Here is an 18,978-nt window from a genome sequence, read left to right as displayed (position 1 = left end):
TTTTGATATTATCATTTTGGCAGGTCTCCTGACTTTCGCATTTCTATACCTTCCCGTTTTCACAGTGGTTTCTTATAGAAATTTTAATTGCGATCTACAGTTGCGGGGACAGTCTGGGATTTTCACCCAATTCCCTATTATTTCAATAGCTTGAAAACCAAAATTTTTGCAAAGATAAGTTTTTAAAAAGAAATCTCAGTCGTATCTGTTAATTTGTAATCAAAACAATGGTCTGCAGAAAAAATAACGATTCCCAGAACCTCAGAATTGAGAGTTTCACGATTACAAGAACGTCGAGTCAAAGTAAAATGGCAATAGATCTTTAATCGAATTTACCTTAACGATTTCGTCATTCATACTGGAAAAATAAAGATCAATATTTTCTTTTTGTTTTGTTTCGTATTCAATAAGACTTTGTCTGCAGGCGCCACACGGGGGAATCGGTGGTGTTTTTTCAGAAGATTCTTTAGGGCCTCCTACGATAAAAATCTTTTTGATCTTTTCCTCAGGGAAATTTGCACCTATCCAGAATAGAGCTGTTCTTTCAGCACAAAGTCCGGATGGAAAAGCTGCATTTTCCTGATTGTTACCGGAAAATATTTCTCCGTTTTCAAGTAATACGGAGCACCCGACCAAAAATTGGGAATAAGGGGCATAAGCATTTTCGCGGGCTTGTTTTGCTCTTTCGAAAAGTTTTTTTTCTATATCGTTCAGTTCAGAGCTATTTTTAAAATATTCGTAGCCGATCTGTATATCTTTTTTCATATATTTATTGGAGCCTAAAAAGGGGAGGTAAAATTAGTTCTTTTTAATCACGTGGGCAACCCGGGATTATTTCCTCTTCATTAGTAAAATTCAAAAATTAATAGACAATGTTATATACTCCGATACAATTCAGAAATATTAAACTCTCTAACCGATGGGTTATGTCACCTATGTGTATGTATTCAAGTGAAAACGGAATGGCTAATGACTTTCATTTCGTACATTACGGAAGCAGATCACAAGGTGGTACCGGACTGATAATGATTGAAGCAACGGGTGTTGAACCCCGGGGAAGGATCACTAATAAATGTATGGGAATATGGAATGACGAACAGGCTGAAAAACTTCAGCAGATTGTCAACTTTGTCCACTCCAATTCTGAGAGTAAAATCGGAATCCAGCTGGCACATGCCGGAAGAAAAGGCTCTACCTGGAATAATATTCAAATTCCAGTGGAAGAGGGGTGGGAAACCCTGGCACCTAGCCCGATTCCTTATCATCCTACAGAAAGAATTCCACACGCTCTGACGCTGGAAGAAATCAAAACTCAGGTTCAGAATTTTAAAGAAGCTGCAAGAAGAGCTGTGAAAGCAGGATTTGATATTATAGAGATCCATGGGGCACATGGATATTTAGTTCATCAGTTTTTATCTCCGCTTTCGAATATACGAACAGATGAATATGGAGGCAGCTTCGAAAACAGAATACGATTTTTAATAGAAATAGTAGATGCGGTAAACGAGGAACTGAATGATAATACTGCATTGTTTGTGAGAATCTCAGGAACAGAATATGCTGAAAATGGATGGGATATCGAAAGCAGTGTAGAGCTTGCAAAAATACTGAAGCAGCATAAGGTGGATTTAGTGGACGTTTCAAGTGGTGGGAATATTCATGGAGCAAAGATTGCTGTCTTTGACGGTTATCAGGTCCCTTTATCATCACAGGTAAAAAATAAAGCTGAAGTGAAGACGGGAGCAGTAGGTTTGATCACAAAAATAGAGCAGGCTGAGGATATTTTACAGAAGGGTGATGCCGATCTTATTTTTGTAGCCAGGGAAATTCTTAGAAATCCATATATTGCAGTTCAGGGATCCTTTGAAATGAATGAAAACTGTTTTTTCCCACATCAATATCTAAGAGCTAAAATTTCTTCTTAATTTTAGAAACCAAAATAAAAGTTCAGGAAATGAAGATTGAAGATTTTATGCTACCTTGTCCAAGCAAAAAATTCTTAGGAATTGAATGTTTTGGTTGTGGTACCCAAAGGGCAATTGTTTTAGTCTTTGAAGGAAAATTTTCAGAGGCTTTTCATATGTTTCCTGCGGTCTACACCTTACTTCTTTTTTTGCTTATGGTAGGAGTGAACTTTATTGATAAAAAAAGAAGCTATGGTAATATACTGGTTTTTTTAGCCATTATTAATTCAATTATCATGGTGGTTTCTTATTTTTATAAACATCCTTTAACATTACATTAAATTATTAAAATAACTAACTATGAATCAAAAATTACCAAACGCGACAACCGTACTAGTACTAGGAATCGTCGCTATCCTCGGAAGCTGTTGTTGTAACGGGATTGTAGGTGTAATCTGTGGATTAATCGGAATGAATCTGTACAATAAGGATAATGCGCTGTATCTTCAGAATCCGGGAGTATATTCAGACTATGATAACCTTAAAACAGGAAGAATATTATGCATCATTGGTCTGATTATAGGAGTTCTGAGTCTTGCCTATATGATCTTTGTCCTTTCTACTGTCGGCTGGGACGGATATATGGAGCAGATTAATCAGCTTAAAAATATGGGAAAATAACTTTAATGATATGATCGAACTGAATGACCGCAATTTTGCGGTCATTTTTTGTTGGTGGGTTGTTTGTAATTTTCTTTAATGTAATACGTATATAGGAAATTTTATTGGAAACATGATTTATTTAATGGTATTTATTCATGTAAACCAGTATGTTATTAGTAAATTGAAGTATATAAATTTCAAATATTAATTGTATGAAAGCAGTACGTTTTTTCGGACACAAAGATGTCCGTGTTGTAAATGATATGGAAATCCCAAAACCATCAGGAGAAGAAGTATTATTAAAGATTGGAGGTGCAGGTGTTTGTCATTCGGATTTGCATATTATAGATGAAGGTACAGTTTCAGGTTCTGTTTTTACTTTGGGACATGAGAATGCGGGATGGATTGAAGAAATCGGTTCAGATGTCAAAGGATATAAAAAAGGGGATGCTGTCTTAGTCTATGGACCTTGGGGCTGCGGGCATTGTAAACCCTGTCAGCAATCAAAAGAGAACTATTGTGACCATCAGTCAGAAATGGCGTATGGTGGAGGATTAGGACTGAATGGCGGGATGGCAGAATATATGCTTGTTCCATCGTCCCGTTTATTGGTTCCTATTTATGATCTCGATCCCGTTATAGCTGCACCACTTACCGATGCTGCTTTAACCCCGTATTCAGCGATCAAAAGGTCACTGGATAAGTTGATGGCAGATGAGTATGTGGTGGTGATCGGTGTTGGGGGATTAGGGCATGTTGCACTTCAGATCTTACGGGAGATCAGCGGAGCTGAAATTATTGCATGTGATGTCACAGAAGATAAGCTGGCCTTTGCCAGAGAGCTTGGAGCTTCTTACACCATTAATTCCAAAGATGCTGATGCTGCAGAACAGATCAAAAAGATTACCGGAATAAAAAAGGCTAAAGTAGTATTGGATTTTGTTGGAGCAACTTCGACCATTGAGTTGGGAACTAAGGTTGTAAGCCTTGACGGAGACCTTACCATTGTAGGATTGGGAGGAGGACATTATCAATACAATATGTCCGGATTGCCATTTGGGGTAAGTATGACTAATCCTTACTGGGGCTCCCGGGTGGAACTGATGGAGGTTGTAGGACTTGCCAGACAAAAGAAAATCCATATTGAAATTGAAAAATATAAGCTCGATCAGGCTAATGAGGTTTATGACCGGTTAAGAGAAGGGAAAATCAAAGGCAGAGCGGTCTTGATTCCCTGATATTTAAACTACCAATAAAAAGCCTTCTCTTAATAAAGAGAAGGCTTTTTTTATTTAAAATAAAATCATGAAAGCTTATTTAACGATAAACTTAAGACTGGAATTATCCAGTTTTAAGATATAGATACCTTGCTCAAGATTTTTAATTTTAATTGAATTCCTGCTGTTTTTGAAGGGGCTGTTAATTGTTTCCATTACTTTTCCTTGCAAATTATAGATCTCAGCTTTTTTAATATTCTGAGTTTCTCCTTTTATGAAGATCTCCTGATTTGAAATGGGATTAGGATAAACCTGTAAATCTTTTGACTCAGGCTGAACATCAGAAGAGATACTCTTGCCTTGCTTTCCTGTTCCGGAATAGCAAGTCCAGCTGAGGTTGTCAAGAGCTACACGATTGCTTGATGAATTATTATCCAATGTCACTACTACATTCCCGGAAACATTAATATTATTGATTGTTGTGGTTGCAGTTGTTGCACTGTAAGGAATTGTTCCCACCTGTACTCCGTTTACCAAAACATTAAACGTTCCTGCGCTTCCGCTGAATTTTAATTGAGTAGTTACCGTTAATGATCCGATACCACTAGCTGAGCTGCTCGATTTTAAAGAACCATCACGAACAGTAATCGCCTTATTGGAAATCGTCTGATCGGTTCTTGCATCTGTTGCAGTCCAGGTAATTCCACCATTGGTCCATGTTCTTGTAGAATAGCTTGATGAACTTCCCGTAGGAATGGTTTCAAAATTTTCATTGACACAATCTGTACCTGGATTCGTTGTTCCTCCGGATTCTGTAGTTGCAGAAACTGTTGAGCTGTCGGAAGAAGTATTTCCAGCCGCATCCTTAGCTACTACATAAAAAGTATAAGTTGTGGATGAACTCAATCCTGAAATTGTTGCAGAAGTTGAAGCTACATTGGTTTTTAAGCTTCCGTTCATATAAACGTCGTAAGAGGAAACGCCAACATTATCCGTTGAGGCAGTCCATGAAAGAGATACACTACTTGATGTTTTACCTGAAACACTAAGGCCCGTAACTGTTGTAGGTGCCTGAGTATCGTTTGATGGTTGTTGAGATCCCCAGATCTGATCTACATAAGCAGGATTGTCAATAAAAGGATTTCTATTGCCCTGATAAGTATAAGAAGCATTATTTCTTAAGATTTCTGCCTGAGAAACAGGATCCTGATTATGCCATGCTAAAAGAACATTAAGCTCCCAGGTTTGTAACCCCGGAAAAGCTGTGTTTCCTAGCATGTTACCTGAAGAGAAAGAAGAAAGCTTACTTTGATAACGTGTTACAAAATAAAAGATCATTCTGGCCACATCCCCTTTGAATTCATCAATTGGCTCGAAAACTGTTCCCGAATACCCTGAAGATACGGAGTTCCCTAATTTTGATCCATTTTTGGATGTAAATGTTGCTGTTCCTACTTTTCCGAAAGGATAATTGGATCTCATTCCGTTTACTTTACCATCGGTAGCTCTGATGAAGTTGATATCCGAAACCATCGGTGATGCTTCATTAAACAAGCTTTGTGGTACAATATGTTCACGGTTATAGCAATTTCCTTCTACTGAATAAGTTCCGCATTGATTCGTCACCGGAGTATAGTTGTACGGATCCGCACTATTGGGTTTCTCGGAATAAATATCCATGATAGATCCGTCGTTTTCATAAGTTTTATCAATATCGGTAGTTTTATATCCGGTCCAAAGTCCTCCATAACCTTTGTCCTGGTGACCATTCGTAATAATGGAACTGAGTTCTGTTTTCAAAGCAGCCCCTGTTAATCCATTGGCAGAAGAATAGTATCCTGCAGGAGCCTGGGCTTTAGCAATACCTGCTAAAGCAAGAAATAAGATAATTTTTTTCATATTTAATAAAAATTTAGGGTGTAAGATTACTACATTTTTATGAAATGAAAAATTACATTTCTGTTAATTTTGGCCGTTTATATTATGTATGGTATATATTTGATAAGATAACTACCGTGATGAACTACAAATTAATAAAAAAAGCCAATGCAAAATCATGCATTGGCTCAGTATAATTGATTTAAAATAATCTTTATTTTCTTTGTGGAGGATAGTTCTTCATAATTTCCGCCATAATTTCAGGGATCTGTCTTTGTTTAGCTCTTGGTGAGTCTACAGATATTCCGCTTCCTATACCTTGCCAAACCAGCTTATTGCTTTTCGTATCTACCAGGTCTACAATTAATGCTCCTTCATTATAGTTACTGGTCCATGTTCTGTTCATTCCGATACCCCATCCAAAAGGTCCTCCCCATCCCCACATTCCGTATGGTGAATAACTGTTGATATCCGTTACTTTTTTATGATTAGCTTTTACATTAACAATAAGATCCGGATTTTCTCCCGATGAAAGACCTTTGCTCTGCAGCTGTTTTGATAATTCATTCAAAACCCTGTCTTTATCAATATCGTTAAGTTTCAAATCATCAATTCTTATTTTGTATGTTTTATAAGAAGTGAAATTAGCAGTTTCGGCATAGTCAGAACGAACCTGAAAAGGGCTGCAGGAGGTTAAACCTAAAGTAGCCGCGGCTAACAAAATAAAAATATATTTTTTCATTTTATTTATTTTTTTTATCGTTTTTAATGAATGTATCAGTCTTTTTATCGTATCCGTAAGGACAATGTCTACAGCCACTCTTACAACAATATCCTCGCTTCAGATGAAACTTTTCCGTAAAGACTTTATATCCCTGTTCGTTATAGTAGAAGTCTTCATGTTCTTTGATGTCAAAATGAGCCATAAGTTAAATCTTGATCAAAAACTTTTATATTTGTTATTATGATAATTGTGTGCCAAAAACCATTAAAAAAATTAAAAATTAATGGTATTGCTCTTTTTCCTTTTATCTTCGTAAGAAAACCCGAAGATAAGGAAAATAATGTATTGATCAATCACGAAAAAATTCATTTAAGACAACAACTGGAACTGTTGATTATTTTCTTTTATATCTTTTATGTTATAGAATATTACTATCACTTTTTCAGGTTAAAAGATGCTTATCTGGCTTACCGGAGTATTTCATTCGAAAAAGAAGCCTATGCTATGGAAGATGATGGAGGTTATCTTAAGAGCAGAAAACTTTGGAGTTTTTGGAAGTACAGATAGATAAGATTTAAAAATGGTAATTTTGCCTTTAGTTTCAGTCTTACTTTTAAAACAAATGATTTTACAGATTCCTGCAGAGCCTATTCCGATTGATGAAATAAAGATGGATAAGAATATCAGTCTTTTTCTTAAGAGAGAAGATCTTGTCCACCCACTGATTTCGGGGAATAAGTATTGGAAACTTTTTCATAATGTTAATACCTATCTTCAAAAACCAATTGAAAATCCACTCATCATCACTTTTGGCGGTGCTTATTCTAATCATATTTCAGCAGTTTCAGCGATAGGGAAGTTAGCAGGAGTTCGTACAGTTGGAATTATAAGAGGAGAAGAACTCTCTAAAAAATGGCGTGATAATCCAACACTTCTCTTTGCATTCAGGAATGGAATGAATCTGAAATTTGTTTCGCGTGAGGAATATCGTAATAAAGAAAAATTATCTGAGTTTTTGCAGCATGAATTTCCGGATGCCCTAATCATTCCCGAAGGAGGTACCAATGAAGATGCCGTTCGTGGCGTGAAAATGATGCTGAATCATGAAACAAAAGATTTTGATTATCTTTGCACCGCAGTTGGAACCGGAGGAACAATTGCCGGGATCTCTAATTTTTGTGAAGATAATCAGCAGGTTATAGGATTTAAGGTGGTTGGTGATTCTTCATTGGAGGATACCATAGCCCAATTAACCTTGAAGAAAAATTATCATCTAATAGATTCTGATTTTGGAGGTTATGGGAAAATAACGGATAAGAATATCCGTTTTATAAATGATTTTAAAGAGAAATACCAGATTCCGCTGGAGCCGATTTATACAGGGAAAATGATGCAGAAGGTTTTTGAACTGATAGATGATGGATATTTTCCTGAGAATAGTAGAATTTTATGCTTCCATACCGGCGGTTTGCAGGGAATTGAAGGCGCAAATTTGCTTTTAGAAAAACAAAATAGAAAATTAATTATATAAAGTAAAAATTGAAAAACATGAAAAGACTTTTCTTACTCGTAAGCCTTTTAGTTTTATCAAAATTCTCAGCTCAGACCTGGGCTACTGAAGACCAATACATCCAGAAATTTGCACAATATGCAGTAGAAGAAATGGAAAAATATAAAATTCCTGCTTCTATTACGCTTGCTCAGGGGCTTCTGGAAACAGGGGGAGGGCAAAGCAGATTGGCTCTGGAAGGGAAAAATCATTTTGGGATAAAATGCAAAGAAGACTGGACAGGGAAAACAATGAAGCATACGGATGATGCTCCGAACGAATGTTTCCGTGTGTATGAAGATCCAAGGCAGTCTTATGAAGATCATTCCATATTCCTTTCAACAAGAAAGTACTACACCAATCTTTTCAAGCTGGATATGAAAGATTACAGAGCATGGGCGTACGGATTAAAAAAAGCAGGATATGCAACCAATCCGCGTTATGCTTCCATTCTTATTGGTAAAATTGAAAGATATAAACTGTATGAGTTTGACAATACCAATTCCAAAGAGGTTCTTTATGCCGTACTAAGCTTATATCCGAACCTTAAGGATGACAGAACTTTCATGGCACAATTAGAACCTTCTAAAGTCGCAAAAAAAGATCCTGTTACAGTGAATGTACCTTATAAACAGACTTCTTATGCACAACAGCAGAAAAGGGTAGAAAGAATTAAAACAAAAGCTGAAATCCTTAATTCTATACTGATAAAAAGCCATCCTAATGACGGACTGAAATATATCGTTATTCCAGAGGATACAGATGTAAAATACATTGCCAACAAATTTAAGGTTAGCGAAGGCAGATTGATCAAATGGAACGAATTAGAAGGAACTGCTTTAAAGAAAAATGATATCGTATTTCTTGAATCTAAAAATTCCACAGGAAATACGGCCGTGTATAAAGCCGAGTCTGGTGAAGATATGCACGACATCGCGCAGAAATTCGGGATCAAACTACACAAGCTATACGCAAAAAACAGAATGGATGAAGGACAACAACCTTCGCCTGGACAGTTGATTTATCTGATAGATAAAAAGCCGAGAAATTAAATAATAAAATATATATGCGCCGAGAGGCGCATTTCTTTACGTAACATGAGATATCAAAGAAGTTCAGCTTTATTCAATGAAGCATATCAATACATTCCGGGCGGAGTAAATTCTCCGGTACGGGCATTCAAATCAGTGGGAGGTGTTCCCGTTTTTATGAAGTCTGCAAAAGGTGCATATCTTACAGATGAGGATAACAACACCTATGTGGATTACATTAATTCATGGGGACCCGCTATTCTTGGACACACCCATCCTGAGGTATTGGAAGAACTTAAATTACAGGCAGAAAAAGGTTTTTCCTTTGGTGCTCCTACAGAGCTGGAAACGGAAATTGCAAAATTCATCGTAGAAAATGTTCCGAACATTGATCAGATCAGGATGGTTTCTTCTGGAACTGAAGCTTGTATGAGTGCAATCAGGCTGGCAAGAGGATACACGGGAAGAGATAAGATTGTAAAATTTGAAGGATGCTATCACGGACATTCAGATTCATTTTTGATCAAAGCCGGAAGTGGAGCTGCTACTTTTGGTAACCCAAATTCACCCGGTGTAACTCAGGGAACTGCTAAAGATACTCTTTTGGCCCGCTACAATGATTTTGAGCAGGTAGAAGATCTGTTCCGTCATAACCAGGGAGAAATAGCTGCCGTAATCATAGAACCGGTTGCCGGAAATATGGGATGTGTTTTACCTGAAAATAATTTCCTACAGAATTTAAGAAAAATCTGTGATGAAAATGGAGCTTTATTAATTTTTGATGAGGTAATGACCGGCTTCAGATTAGCTTTTGGCGGTGCTCAGGAGTTGTTCAATGTAAAAGCAGATCTGGTTACCTACGGAAAAGTAATCGGAGGAGGACTTCCTGTAGGAGCCTTTGCGGGAAGAAATGAGATCATGGATCACCTGGCTCCGAAAGGAGGAGTGTATCAGGCTGGAACACTGAGCGGAAATCCTTTAGCTATGAGAGCCGGATTAAAAACACTTCAGCTGATTAAAAATGATCCGAACTTTTTTGAAAGAATTAATAGAACTACGGAAACTTTAGATTTTGAAATTGGAAAAATTTTAAATGAAAAAGGGATTGCTCATAAAATCAACAGAAAAGGTTCTATGATGTCTGTTTTCTTTCATATCAACAGAGTGTCAAACTTTGATGAAGCGCAGGAAGCGAATCATTCCTTGTTCAATAACTTTTTCCATCAAATGCTAACCAATGGAATTTACCTTCCGCCAAGCGGTTATGAAACGTATTTTATCAGTGATGCGATCAAAGAGAAGGAAATCGATATGACGCTGGAAGCTGTAAGGAAATTTGAGTATTCTTAACTCAATAGAAACAAAAATAAAAAAGGACAGGATTTATCAATCTTGTCCTTTTTGTTTTTAAATACACCAGATACCGGTATACATAAAATTTTCCGCAAAATGAGTTTCACAATAAATTGTACAGACATTGTTATAAACTATACCTGTCCTTCATCTCTGTTATATTTATTTTTGTAATAAATAGATTGGATATGAACACCTCAGGCAATATAACCCGTAAAGACTTCATTAAAAGCTCTGCCTTGGCAATGGCAGGTTTAACAACATTAACATCCGGAACAATGAATGCTGCAAGCCTGCTTTTTGAAAATGAAACTTTAAGTAATGGAAAACTGAGCTTTAAAAATGTTCGGTTGGAAACCGGTTTTCAATATCAAGAAGGGGAGGTGATTTCTACGCAGACCCATCTGTTTTGTGTTGATATAGAAAATGGAAAAATAAAAAGCATTACTCCAAACCAGCCTAATGCTAAAGCGATTGATGCAAAGGGATTTTTAATGCTGCCTGCATTTAAAGATATGCATATTCATTTAGACAAAACATATTATGGAGATCATTGGCAGGCTGTAAGGAAAAGAACAGGCGGAGTAAAGGGAATGATTGCCCTGGAGCAGAAGATACTTCCGGAAATGTTGAAGAATTCAGCTTTTAAAGCAGAAAAAATGATTGAGCTCTTACAATCTAAAGGAACTTCTTTTGCGCGAAGCCATGTCAATATTGAGCCTACATCCAAACTGGATTCCCTGAAAAACCTTCAAAGAGCATTGGAGAATAAAAAGAAAACATTTGGAGCGGAGTTGGTTGCTTTTCCTCAGCATGGTGTTTTTTATACGGATTCGGTGCCTTATCTTAAAGAAGTAGCTGCTATGGATATTGATTTTATAGGAGGGGTAGATCCTTATACGATTGACGGAGCTATTGAAAAAACAATTGATTTTACAGTTCAGCTTGCCTTGGATCACGACAAAGGAATTGATATTCATTTGCACGAGTCCGGAGAATCCGGCTTAAAAACAGTAGAGTATCTTATTAATAAAGTGAATGAAAACCCATCTCTCAAAGGAAGAACCTATTTGAGCCACTGCTTTGTCTTGGGGAAGCTTGAAAAACCAAAACAGGAAGCAATTGCAGAAAAGCTGGCTGCCGCTAAAATAGGAATTGTTTCTACCATTCCTTTCGGAGGCCTTGTTATGCCGATTCCATTATTGTATCAATATGGTGTAACAGTTCTGACGGGTAATGACAGTATTGTTGATCACTGGAATACTTTCGGCTCAGGAAGCGTATTGCAGAAAGCAAATCTGATGGCGCAATTGTATGGATATTCAACAGAATTTTTACTATCAAGGAGTTTAAAACTGGCAACAGGAAATGTACTTCCGCTGGATGATAACGGAAATCAGCAGTGGCCTAAAAAAGGGGATGATGCCAATATGGTGTTTGTAAATGCGAGCTGTTCTGCTGAGGCGGTTTCAAGAATTTCCCATATCGAATCTCTCGTTCATCAGGGTACGATTGTTTTTTGATAGAGGTTGTGATCTATTCTGGCAGAATTTACTTATTTTAGAGAGTAAATTAAAAGCGGAATGAGCCATCAGTCAGATTATTTTCCCGTCTTAGGTATTCATGAATTCAGTGAGGACCAGTCAAAAGGTTGTCATCTTTTGTTTAATGAGCTGTATGGTGAAAGATCAATCGATGAGCCTCATAAGCATGATTTTTTCATTATTAACCTTTTTAAAATAGGTAAAGGTTTTCATACAATTGATTTTGTGGGGTACAAAGTTGAAAATAGTCAGATTCACCTGGTTTTTCCCGGACAGGTCCATCAATGGGTGATAGAGAAAGAGACAATAGGATATCAGCTGATGATCAGCCGTGAATGGTTTGAAAATTTTCTTCCGGTATTACGGTTTTCAGCATCTTATTATCAGAATCATCCCGTGATTGATGTCTCTGAGGAAATCTTTCAGCAGCTTTTGTACGAATTTAAGGCTATTAAAGATTCTTTAAATAATAAGCCTGTATTTTGGGAACTGATTCAAAAAAGAGGAGAAGTGATTGGTTTGCTGATCAGTAAATCAGTAGAAGGAGCTTTTAATGATTTTGAAATTTTTAATTCCAATCCCGTAATATCTAAATTTTTGTCATTTATTGACCAATATTTTAAAGAAGAACGTTCAGTTTCTTTTTATGCGGAAAAATTAAATATCTCTGCCAACTATTTAAATATAATATGCAGAAAGAACCTGAATAGATCGGCTTCCTCGTTGATCCAGGATCGCATTTTGCTTGAGGCCAAGCGTCTGCTGAAAGTGTCTGCAATGTCTGTAAAAGATATTGTATATGATCTTGGGTTTTATGATCACGCCAGTTTTTCAAAATTTTTCAAGGCTCAAACCGGAATGACACCTTCACAATTTAAAGAGTAATAATCCGTACAAAGCATCATATAATTGGTACACCTGTTTTAGAAATGGTGGGCTTAACTTTGTTATCATAAAATGAGAAGTATGCAGCCAGACTATAAGGTTATTGCCTCCGGAAACTATCTGTTGAAAAACGTCCGCCTGGAAACCGGATTCGATTACGATGAGAAAGACGTTATCAGAACAAAAACGGATTTGTTTTGTGTTGAAATTGAAAAAGGAACAATAAAAAATATCCTACCTGGTGATGCACATTCCGGTGGGATTGATGTAAATGGCAAACTGATGCTCCCTGCATTTAGTGACATGCATATCCATCTGGACAAAACTTTATATGGACTTCCATGGCAGGCAATATCGCCGAAAAGAAAAACAGTGAAAGACATGATTGCTTATGAACAGGAAATCATTCCTGAGCTTTTAAAGACATCGGTTGAAAGAGGAGGAGAGCTGATCTCTTTATTGCAGTCTTACGGAACCACTTTTGCGAGGACTCATTTTAATGTCGATCCTACTTCAGGATTACAATCCCTGGAAAACTTAGAAAAAGCATTAGAACATAAAAAAGATTTTTTCAGTGCTGAACTGGTGGCTTTCCCTCAACATGGATTGTATTATACCGATTCGGCTCACCTGATGAAAGAAGCGGCTGCCTTAAAAAGTGTAAGCTTTATAGGTGGCTTAGACCCCTATTCAATTGATGGGAATATTGAAAAGGTAATTGATTTCACCGTTCAGTTGGCGCTGGATTATGAGAAAGGAATTGATATTCATTTGCATGAAATAGGTGAATCGGGGATGAAAACCATCAGTTATCTGATCGATAAGGTTATTGAAAATCCGGTTCTCAAGGAAAAAACTTTCATCAGCCATGCTTTTGCCCTGGGGCATTTATCTTTAAAGGAAACAAATGAAATCGCTGAAAGACTTGCGAATGCTAAGGTGGGAGTAGCCTCTTCTATTCCTTTCAGAGGAACAATTATGCCTGTTCCAGCGTTCAAAAAATATGGAGTGAATATTCTGGTAGGAAATGATAATGTCCAGGATCACTGGAGCACTTTCGGATCCGGAAATATGCTTCAGAAGGCTAATTTGATTGCTGAGTTATATGGATATGAGACAGAATTTGAACTTTCAAGGACTTTAGGATTTGCGACGAGAAATGTTTTTCCTCTAAATGAAAAAGGAGAAATGCAGTGGCCAAAAGCAGGAGACCAGGCAAATGCTGTCTTTTTAAATGCGAGCTGTTCTGCAGAAGCTGTAGCAAGAGTCCCTAAAATAGAGGGATTACTGATCCAGGATCATTTACTCTGGAAAGAGTTTTAATATAATTTTTTAATACTTGTTTTTGTAACCGGGCACCATTGTAATTTACTTTGGTGTTTTTATTTTATGTTGAAAAAAATACAGTTAAGGTAATTTTAATATTAATTTTACATAAGAATATATGTTTATTATTTAATAATGAAATAAATTCGCATTGTCATTACCGTGTACTTTTGCAGTATACAATACACACCTTACACACAAATATTTTTACGAAAAACTATTTTTTTACTTTCCCAACATTATTACTAATAGGGGGAAAGCCCTTATAAATTACTGTATATTATGAATGAATTAGAAGTAGATTACAAACAAATTCTTTTCTTCTATGCTTTTCTGCGACAAGTGGATTTATCACTTGATAGAAGCAGGTGGACTTCCCTTAAAGAACTCCACGATTACTATCAGGAAAGAATATCCCCTGAACAAATGATTAGCTATCTGAAGATTAAGTTGAATGTTCCCGATGGGGATTTTAACGACTTTCCTGCCCAGGAAGAGACCAGGAACAATAAAGGTAAATTTAAGCTTTTCAACAAAAAAACGACTCTTTCAAAAGAAGAATTGATTCATTTTCATCAGCTGCTAAAATTATTTGATCAATGTCTTAAGTCGGGTGAAGAAAAATACAGCATAGAGACTGAAAGTTTAAGGGTAGACATTGCAAAATTTTACTCCTTACTTCTGGAACCTAAAATTACTAAAAGTGATTTGAAGAAGGTGATTTCCATAGAGCATTATGGACAAAACCGACTGCTCAAGACAAAGGAAATGAAAGAAGTAATTCCAAAAGATTTTTTTACGATCTGATCAACAACGAAACTAATTAACTATGACCAAACTTTACTAATGTAAACATGTTAGGATATATCTTTGTGATTTCCTAGAAAACAGAATTATATAAAAGGTATTGAAGATTTTCAATGCCTATTTTGTGTAATAAATTAAAAAAGCCATCAGAAAACTCTCTGATGGCTTTTAATGTGATATGAGAAACTATTACTTGCTTATTGTAATCCAGCTAAAAGGTTAACACCATCTACCGTAGCCCAAGCTCCTGGTACCAATGTAACTTTTGTAACTGTTGTTGCGTTTGTGAAAGTTTTTCCACCGTTTGGATTATATGCATATCCCCAAACTCCAGCGTTATCAGAGTTAAGATAGGTCATAGGTGCAACTACTACTTTTCCTGTATTTACTTGATTTGTTTCAGTTGCAGCATCTTGTATAAGAACTGAGTAAGCACTTTTACCACCTAAGTTTTTGTATCCGCTAATATAAACGTTAGAGAAAATACCAGTTCCTTGTCTCTTAAATTGGATAGCAGAAATTTCTACTGAACCTGCAACCTCTGGATTTGTATTTGCATCTCTGATTAAAGTTATATTAGAGATTTTTGGTGCAATATTATCAACGTTTGCAGAAGCTTCAATCTCCATTCCGAAATTTCCTGTACCCGTTTGGAAAGCATACCAGTTTGTGTTATTTTGTCCGCTCCATGCATCTTGCCAGTCAAATGAATCATCGAAGTTGCCATAAGAAACAATATTTTTAGCACTTACAGTCCCTCCGAAGAATTCATACCCGTCATCTGTTCCTTTGTAAGTTACAAGATTTTCTAATGTAGTTCCAGCTCCTACAGCATAGAATGTCATAGAATTGGTTTCTGAAGTACCATCATTAATTTTCTTTCCTCCATATTCTACACGAACGAATTTCATTGTTCCAGAATTATGGTTTGCATCATTTCCTCCATAATAAACACTATTTCCATCTTCAGATAATGCTTGAGATAACCCATTAACTGCTTTAATTGGGGCATTTCCATATAATGTAATTCCACCCCAATCCCCAGGCTGCTTATTTGTAGTTGTAAATACAATTGGCTCACTTGCAGTTCCTACAGCATTTATTTTACCATCTTGTAATACTACCAAGCTACTTGATTTTGTAGTTACAGCATTGAAAACAGCACCAGGCTCAATGGTAATAGTTGCACCATTTGTTATTTTCACAACACCATCAAGAATATAAGTTCCTTTCTTAATTAATATATCTTTTGTAATTGTACCTGAAAGGGTTCCGCTACCACTTAGTACACTTTCAGTGGTGCCAGGATTTGTTATTGTTCCGTTACCGTTGTCCCCATCGTTAATATCTATGGTACATGAAGTCAATGTTACACTCAAAGCTATAGCTAAGGAAAATAAAGTTAAAAGATTCTTTTTCATTTTATAGTAAGATTTAATTTTTATAATTTTTTAAAATGTGTAGCCAACTGTAAAGTTAAAATTGACTCCGTTGAAATAATTGTTTAGAGAATAGTTATCGTTTGTTCTTAGTGTATAGTAATTATCATCTCCTAACTCAACACGATATTTACTGTTTAGGATATTTTGAACTCGGAATTTTATATTCCAGTTTTTATCAATTTGATTTTGGTAAACAAAATCCAGCTGATTAAACGGTTTTTCATAATAATTATCAGTTCCAGACCCACCTACAGCATAAATTTTTGATCCTGAAACATTATATACTAGAGAAAGTGTACTGCTAAGATTTTTGGAATTCTTATACTCATACTTTAAATCAGCATTTATAGTATAAGGTGCAGCACCTTGCAAGCCTCTTTTATGAAGCTGATCGTCTGTAAATCCAACAATATTTGGTCGTTCTGTTTTTAATTGTTCTTCACTCCTTTTTACGTCAGAATACATAAATGTTGCATTGGCACCAAACGTAAACTTATCAAGTGCATCAGAAATTCTACCTAAACTTAATATACCTTCTAGCTCTATTCCAGCAAGCGTTGCTTTCTTGGAGTTGTAATAAGTAATAACTACACCACTTGCATTTCCCGATGGAGCGATAGACTTTTCAATTGCATTATCAATTCTTTTAGCAAATAGATTTACTGCAAACATTTCTTTATTAGATGGGAAATACTCCCATTTTAAATCAATATTATAGTTTTCACTATTTTTAATATTTTCGTTACCTCTCACAGTTGTGTTATCCGGATTGATATATTCAATCGGCATTGTTTCAATTAAGATAGGACGAGTAACCGTTTTACTTAATGATAATCTTAAGTTGTTTTTACTATCTAAAGCTTTCTTTATGGAAAGGGAAGGAAGAAAATAATTTTTATTCGTGGTAAGGTTAATTCTATCAGAAACCCCTGGTTTGTTGTAACGAATAATTCTCATGTCATTTTCGAATCTTCCTCCAATTAAAATATCCCAACTTTCAGTTGGTTTATAATCAAAATTTAGATATCCTGCATTTACGAACTGATAAATATTTGATAAATAGGAATATGCATCAGAGTCTTCTTTATAAAATAGTTTATCATTTTTAATTGAATTTTCTAAGGTAGATTGAGGACTGTCAATATCTATAAAGACAGGGGTGTTAGTACCTTTAGGCGTACCAAAAATAAAGCGATAAGAGTTTTTTCTGATATCAGAAAAGCCATTATATCCAACAGACAATTGCATAGGGAACTCTTTTTTATCACCCTTTTCTCCAAGGAAAACAGAGTACTCACCAAAAGCTGACGCATAGAATTTTCCATCAACATCTAGATATTGTCTGATTAAATTGTTACCACCATAAGAAAATGCAGCATGACTAAAATCTTGAGGATAAGTAAGTTCAAATATTTTTCTGTCAGGTTGGCTGTAATTATTAAGAACGTAACTGCCTCCAGCTTTAAACAAATGACGTTCCCCGATTTTTTGAGAAGCTGTTAATTGTAAATTTAGAAATTTGGAAATATCTTGTTGATTGGTTCTAAAAAAACGATTGTCCTCCACACTGAAGTTCTTATAACCTTTAAAATCTTCAATAATATTAGCAGAGTTTTGTAAATAAATAGCGTTTAAGTTAATATTTGTACCCCTATTCTTATACGCTGCTCCCAACAATGCTGAGGACTCAAGTTCATAGATATAACTTTTCTTGTTGAGTAGATTACTTACCTCTATAATCTGTCCGTTATCTCTAAACTGATTATTATCTCCTTCTTTATATGAATATTTAGAGCCCTGATTCAAAGAAAATAAGATTCCAATATTTCCCGTTTCACCAGTTTTTACCTTTTGTACTGTAGTAAAACCTATACTTGTATTTGGTAGAGTTTTAATATTATTTACATTCCATGAATCCTTAAATGAATTTAATGATTCATCTTTAGTAAAATTATGGGTATTTGGTCTATAATCTCTTACTTCATTTGGAAGTCTTCTATCTCTGGAATTTAAACCCAAATATCCATTCATCCCATCTGCACCCTCAGCCACTTTAAAGTTATCTCTGAATGTACTCAATGTATTAACTCCAACACTGAATTCAATTTTCGAAAAGGGCTTATCAATCGTTAAAGTTTCGATATCAAAAGTAGCTCCGGCAAAATCTCCGTAAAGGTTAGAATTGAATGTTTTGTAGATATTGAGTTTACCCACAACGTCGGTAGGGAATTGCTTTAATGCAATGATTTTTTGGAAAGGGTTATTGGAAGGAGAGCCAAGACCGTTAATTAAAAGATAATTATATCTTTCCTCCAGACCTCTTACGAAAAGCCCTCGTCCTTCTACTGTAGTAATTCCGGTTACCTTTGTAAGGCCTTGTTCTACGTTAGAAATTCCCTTTCTGGAAATTTCCTCAGCACTTACAGCCTGCTTCTGGATAATTGCTTTTTTCTGTTCTCCTAATACAGCAGTTTCAGTTTTTTTATTGCTACTTCCCTGGATGACAACACCTTCGATTTTCTTCTCTTTCTTGATGGTGTCCTGCCTGGTATCTTGAGCGTAAAACGCAGTCGATGAGGCGGTTAAAAAAATAACCGCTATACTAGCTTTTCTAAAATTCATTTTATTTTACTATATTCTTTCGGTGCAAAGGAA

General features: G+C 35.9%; 18 protein-coding genes and 1 riboswitch. Of the genes, 12 read left to right on the top strand and 6 right to left on the bottom strand.

The genetic code is table 11. From position 1 onward, the window contains the following. Nucleotide 1: 1 nt before the first annotated feature. A riboswitch (cobalamin riboswitch) is annotated at nt 2–177 on the bottom strand. Nucleotides 178–282: 105 nt separating this feature from the next. Next, nucleotides 283–765 (bottom strand): cytidine deaminase, encoded by a 483-nt coding sequence (locus AC0INN_RS14720; RefSeq protein WP_273648767.1) that lies wholly within the window; start codon nt 763–765, stop codon nt 283–285. A 107-nt stretch (nt 766–872) separates the two neighbouring features. Here AC0INN_RS14720 and namA point away from each other — a divergent pair, with 107 nt between their 5' ends. From namA to AC0INN_RS14700, 4 genes are all read left to right on the top strand, one after another. Further along, entirely contained in the window at nt 873–1,925 is a 1,053-nt protein-coding gene (gene namA, locus AC0INN_RS14715; protein WP_273648766.1) for an NADPH dehydrogenase NamA, read from the top strand. A 29-nt stretch (nt 1,926–1,954) separates the two neighbouring features. Then, nucleotides 1,955–2,245 carry a DUF2752 domain-containing protein gene (locus AC0INN_RS14710; RefSeq protein WP_172279796.1) on the top strand — a complete coding sequence of 97 codons (291 nt, stop codon included), beginning with the start codon at nt 1,955–1,957 and terminating at the stop codon, nt 2,243–2,245. Nucleotides 2,246–2,264: 19 nt separating this feature from the next. Next, nucleotides 2,265–2,585 carry a CCC motif membrane protein gene (locus tag AC0INN_RS14705; protein WP_273648764.1) on the top strand — a complete coding sequence of 107 codons (321 nt, stop codon included), beginning with the start codon at nt 2,265–2,267 and terminating at the stop codon, nt 2,583–2,585. Nucleotides 2,586–2,779: 194 nt separating this feature from the next. Next, on the top strand, nt 2,780–3,805 hold the full coding sequence (locus AC0INN_RS14700; protein WP_306613838.1) for an NAD(P)-dependent alcohol dehydrogenase: 1,026 nt from the start codon (nt 2,780–2,782) through the stop codon (nt 3,803–3,805). A 75-nt stretch (nt 3,806–3,880) separates the two neighbouring features. Here the strand turns inward: AC0INN_RS14700 and AC0INN_RS14695 are convergent, their stop codons facing one another. The 3 genes from AC0INN_RS14695 to AC0INN_RS14685 form a co-directional block, all read right to left on the bottom strand. After that, a complete protein-coding gene (locus AC0INN_RS14695; RefSeq protein ID WP_273648761.1) occupies nt 3,881–5,683 on the bottom strand; it encodes an endonuclease in 1,803 nt (600 codons plus the stop codon). Between the two features lie 193 nt (nt 5,684–5,876). Next, nucleotides 5,877–6,404: a DUF4136 domain-containing protein gene (locus tag AC0INN_RS14690; protein ID WP_172279788.1), complete on the bottom strand. Its 528-nt coding sequence runs from the start codon at nt 6,402–6,404 to the stop codon at nt 5,877–5,879. 1 nt (nt 6,405) lies between these two features. Beyond that, nucleotides 6,406–6,588 (bottom strand): DUF5522 domain-containing protein, encoded by a 183-nt coding sequence (locus AC0INN_RS14685; protein ID WP_089027353.1) that lies wholly within the window; start codon nt 6,586–6,588, stop codon nt 6,406–6,408. 38 nt (nt 6,589–6,626) lie between these two features. Between AC0INN_RS14685 and AC0INN_RS14680 the strand changes: the two genes are divergently transcribed. The 8 genes from AC0INN_RS14680 (at nt 6,627) to AC0INN_RS14645 (ending at nt 14,881) form a co-directional block, all read left to right on the top strand. Then, nucleotides 6,627–6,953: a hypothetical protein gene (locus AC0INN_RS14680; protein WP_273648758.1), complete on the top strand. Its 327-nt coding sequence runs from the start codon at nt 6,627–6,629 to the stop codon at nt 6,951–6,953. A gap of 55 nt (nt 6,954–7,008) precedes the next feature. Further along, entirely contained in the window at nt 7,009–7,917 is a 909-nt protein-coding gene (locus tag AC0INN_RS14675; RefSeq protein ID WP_306613835.1) for a 1-aminocyclopropane-1-carboxylate deaminase/D-cysteine desulfhydrase, read from the top strand. Between the two features lie 17 nt (nt 7,918–7,934). After that, complete coding sequence (locus AC0INN_RS14670; RefSeq protein ID WP_172279782.1) at nt 7,935–8,987, top strand: glucosaminidase domain-containing protein; 1,053 nt, start codon at nt 7,935–7,937, stop codon at nt 8,985–8,987. Nucleotides 8,988–9,032: 45 nt separating this feature from the next. Further along, on the top strand, nt 9,033–10,316 hold the full coding sequence (gene hemL / locus AC0INN_RS14665) for a glutamate-1-semialdehyde 2,1-aminomutase (protein WP_172279780.1): 1,284 nt from the start codon (nt 9,033–9,035) through the stop codon (nt 10,314–10,316). A 191-nt stretch (nt 10,317–10,507) separates the two neighbouring features. Further along, complete coding sequence (locus AC0INN_RS14660) at nt 10,508–11,842, top strand: amidohydrolase (protein WP_172279778.1); 1,335 nt, start codon at nt 10,508–10,510, stop codon at nt 11,840–11,842. A gap of 60 nt (nt 11,843–11,902) precedes the next feature. Next, the gene (locus AC0INN_RS14655) at nt 11,903–12,748 is read left to right on the top strand and encodes an AraC family transcriptional regulator (protein ID WP_273648749.1); all 846 of its coding nucleotides are present in this window, start codon (nt 11,903–11,905) and stop codon (nt 12,746–12,748) included. A gap of 81 nt (nt 12,749–12,829) precedes the next feature. Then, a complete protein-coding gene (locus tag AC0INN_RS14650) occupies nt 12,830–14,071 on the top strand; it encodes an amidohydrolase (RefSeq protein ID WP_273648748.1) in 1,242 nt (413 codons plus the stop codon). 285 nt (nt 14,072–14,356) lie between these two features. Next, nucleotides 14,357–14,881: a hypothetical protein gene (locus AC0INN_RS14645; protein ID WP_273648746.1), complete on the top strand. Its 525-nt coding sequence runs from the start codon at nt 14,357–14,359 to the stop codon at nt 14,879–14,881. Between the two features lie 197 nt (nt 14,882–15,078). On the opposite strand, the gene AC0INN_RS14640 is transcribed toward AC0INN_RS14645, so the two are convergent. Then, nucleotides 15,079–16,302, bottom strand: a complete 1,224-nt coding sequence (locus AC0INN_RS14640; RefSeq protein ID WP_273648744.1) for a hypothetical protein — start codon at nt 16,300–16,302, stop codon at nt 15,079–15,081. Nucleotides 16,303–16,332: 30 nt separating this feature from the next. Further along, complete coding sequence (locus AC0INN_RS14635; RefSeq protein ID WP_273648742.1) at nt 16,333–18,945, bottom strand: TonB-dependent receptor plug domain-containing protein; 2,613 nt, start codon at nt 18,943–18,945, stop codon at nt 16,333–16,335. Nucleotides 18,946–18,978: the final 33 nt, after the last annotated feature.

It is taken from the genome of Chryseobacterium subflavum, assembly GCF_055762745.1.
The sequence above is the reverse complement of the archived record's forward strand: the minus strand, read 5'-3'. Positions and strand labels throughout refer to the sequence as shown.

Bases quoted from the DNA above. Each gene is read 5' to 3' on its own strand.
- AC0INN_RS14720 (WP_273648767.1), bottom strand. From the start codon at position 765: ATGAAAAAAGATATACAGATCGGCTACGAATATTTTAAAAATAGCTCT.
- namA (WP_273648766.1), top strand. From the start codon at position 873: ATGTTATATACTCCGATACAATTCAGAAATATTAAACTCTCTAACCGA.
- AC0INN_RS14710 (WP_172279796.1), top strand. From the start codon at position 1,955: ATGAAGATTGAAGATTTTATGCTACCTTGTCCAAGCAAAAAATTCTTA.
- AC0INN_RS14705 (WP_273648764.1), top strand. From the start codon at position 2,265: ATGAATCAAAAATTACCAAACGCGACAACCGTACTAGTACTAGGAATC.
- AC0INN_RS14700 (WP_306613838.1), top strand. From the start codon at position 2,780: ATGAAAGCAGTACGTTTTTTCGGACACAAAGATGTCCGTGTTGTAAAT.
- AC0INN_RS14695 (WP_273648761.1), bottom strand. From the start codon at position 5,683: ATGAAAAAAATTATCTTATTTCTTGCTTTAGCAGGTATTGCTAAAGCC.
- AC0INN_RS14690 (WP_172279788.1), bottom strand. From the start codon at position 6,404: ATGAAAAAATATATTTTTATTTTGTTAGCCGCGGCTACTTTAGGTTTA.
- AC0INN_RS14685 (WP_089027353.1), bottom strand. From the start codon at position 6,588: ATGGCTCATTTTGACATCAAAGAACATGAAGACTTCTACTATAACGAA.
- AC0INN_RS14680 (WP_273648758.1), top strand. From the start codon at position 6,627: ATGATAATTGTGTGCCAAAAACCATTAAAAAAATTAAAAATTAATGGT.
- AC0INN_RS14675 (WP_306613835.1), top strand. From the start codon at position 7,009: ATGATTTTACAGATTCCTGCAGAGCCTATTCCGATTGATGAAATAAAG.
- AC0INN_RS14670 (WP_172279782.1), top strand. From the start codon at position 7,935: ATGAAAAGACTTTTCTTACTCGTAAGCCTTTTAGTTTTATCAAAATTC.
- hemL (WP_172279780.1), top strand. From the start codon at position 9,033: ATGAGATATCAAAGAAGTTCAGCTTTATTCAATGAAGCATATCAATAC.
- AC0INN_RS14660 (WP_172279778.1), top strand. From the start codon at position 10,508: ATGAACACCTCAGGCAATATAACCCGTAAAGACTTCATTAAAAGCTCT.
- AC0INN_RS14655 (WP_273648749.1), top strand. From the start codon at position 11,903: ATGAGCCATCAGTCAGATTATTTTCCCGTCTTAGGTATTCATGAATTC.
- AC0INN_RS14650 (WP_273648748.1), top strand. From the start codon at position 12,830: ATGCAGCCAGACTATAAGGTTATTGCCTCCGGAAACTATCTGTTGAAA.
- AC0INN_RS14645 (WP_273648746.1), top strand. From the start codon at position 14,357: ATGAATGAATTAGAAGTAGATTACAAACAAATTCTTTTCTTCTATGCT.
- AC0INN_RS14640 (WP_273648744.1), bottom strand. From the start codon at position 16,302: ATGAAAAAGAATCTTTTAACTTTATTTTCCTTAGCTATAGCTTTGAGT.
- AC0INN_RS14635 (WP_273648742.1), bottom strand. From the start codon at position 18,945: ATGAATTTTAGAAAAGCTAGTATAGCGGTTATTTTTTTAACCGCCTCA.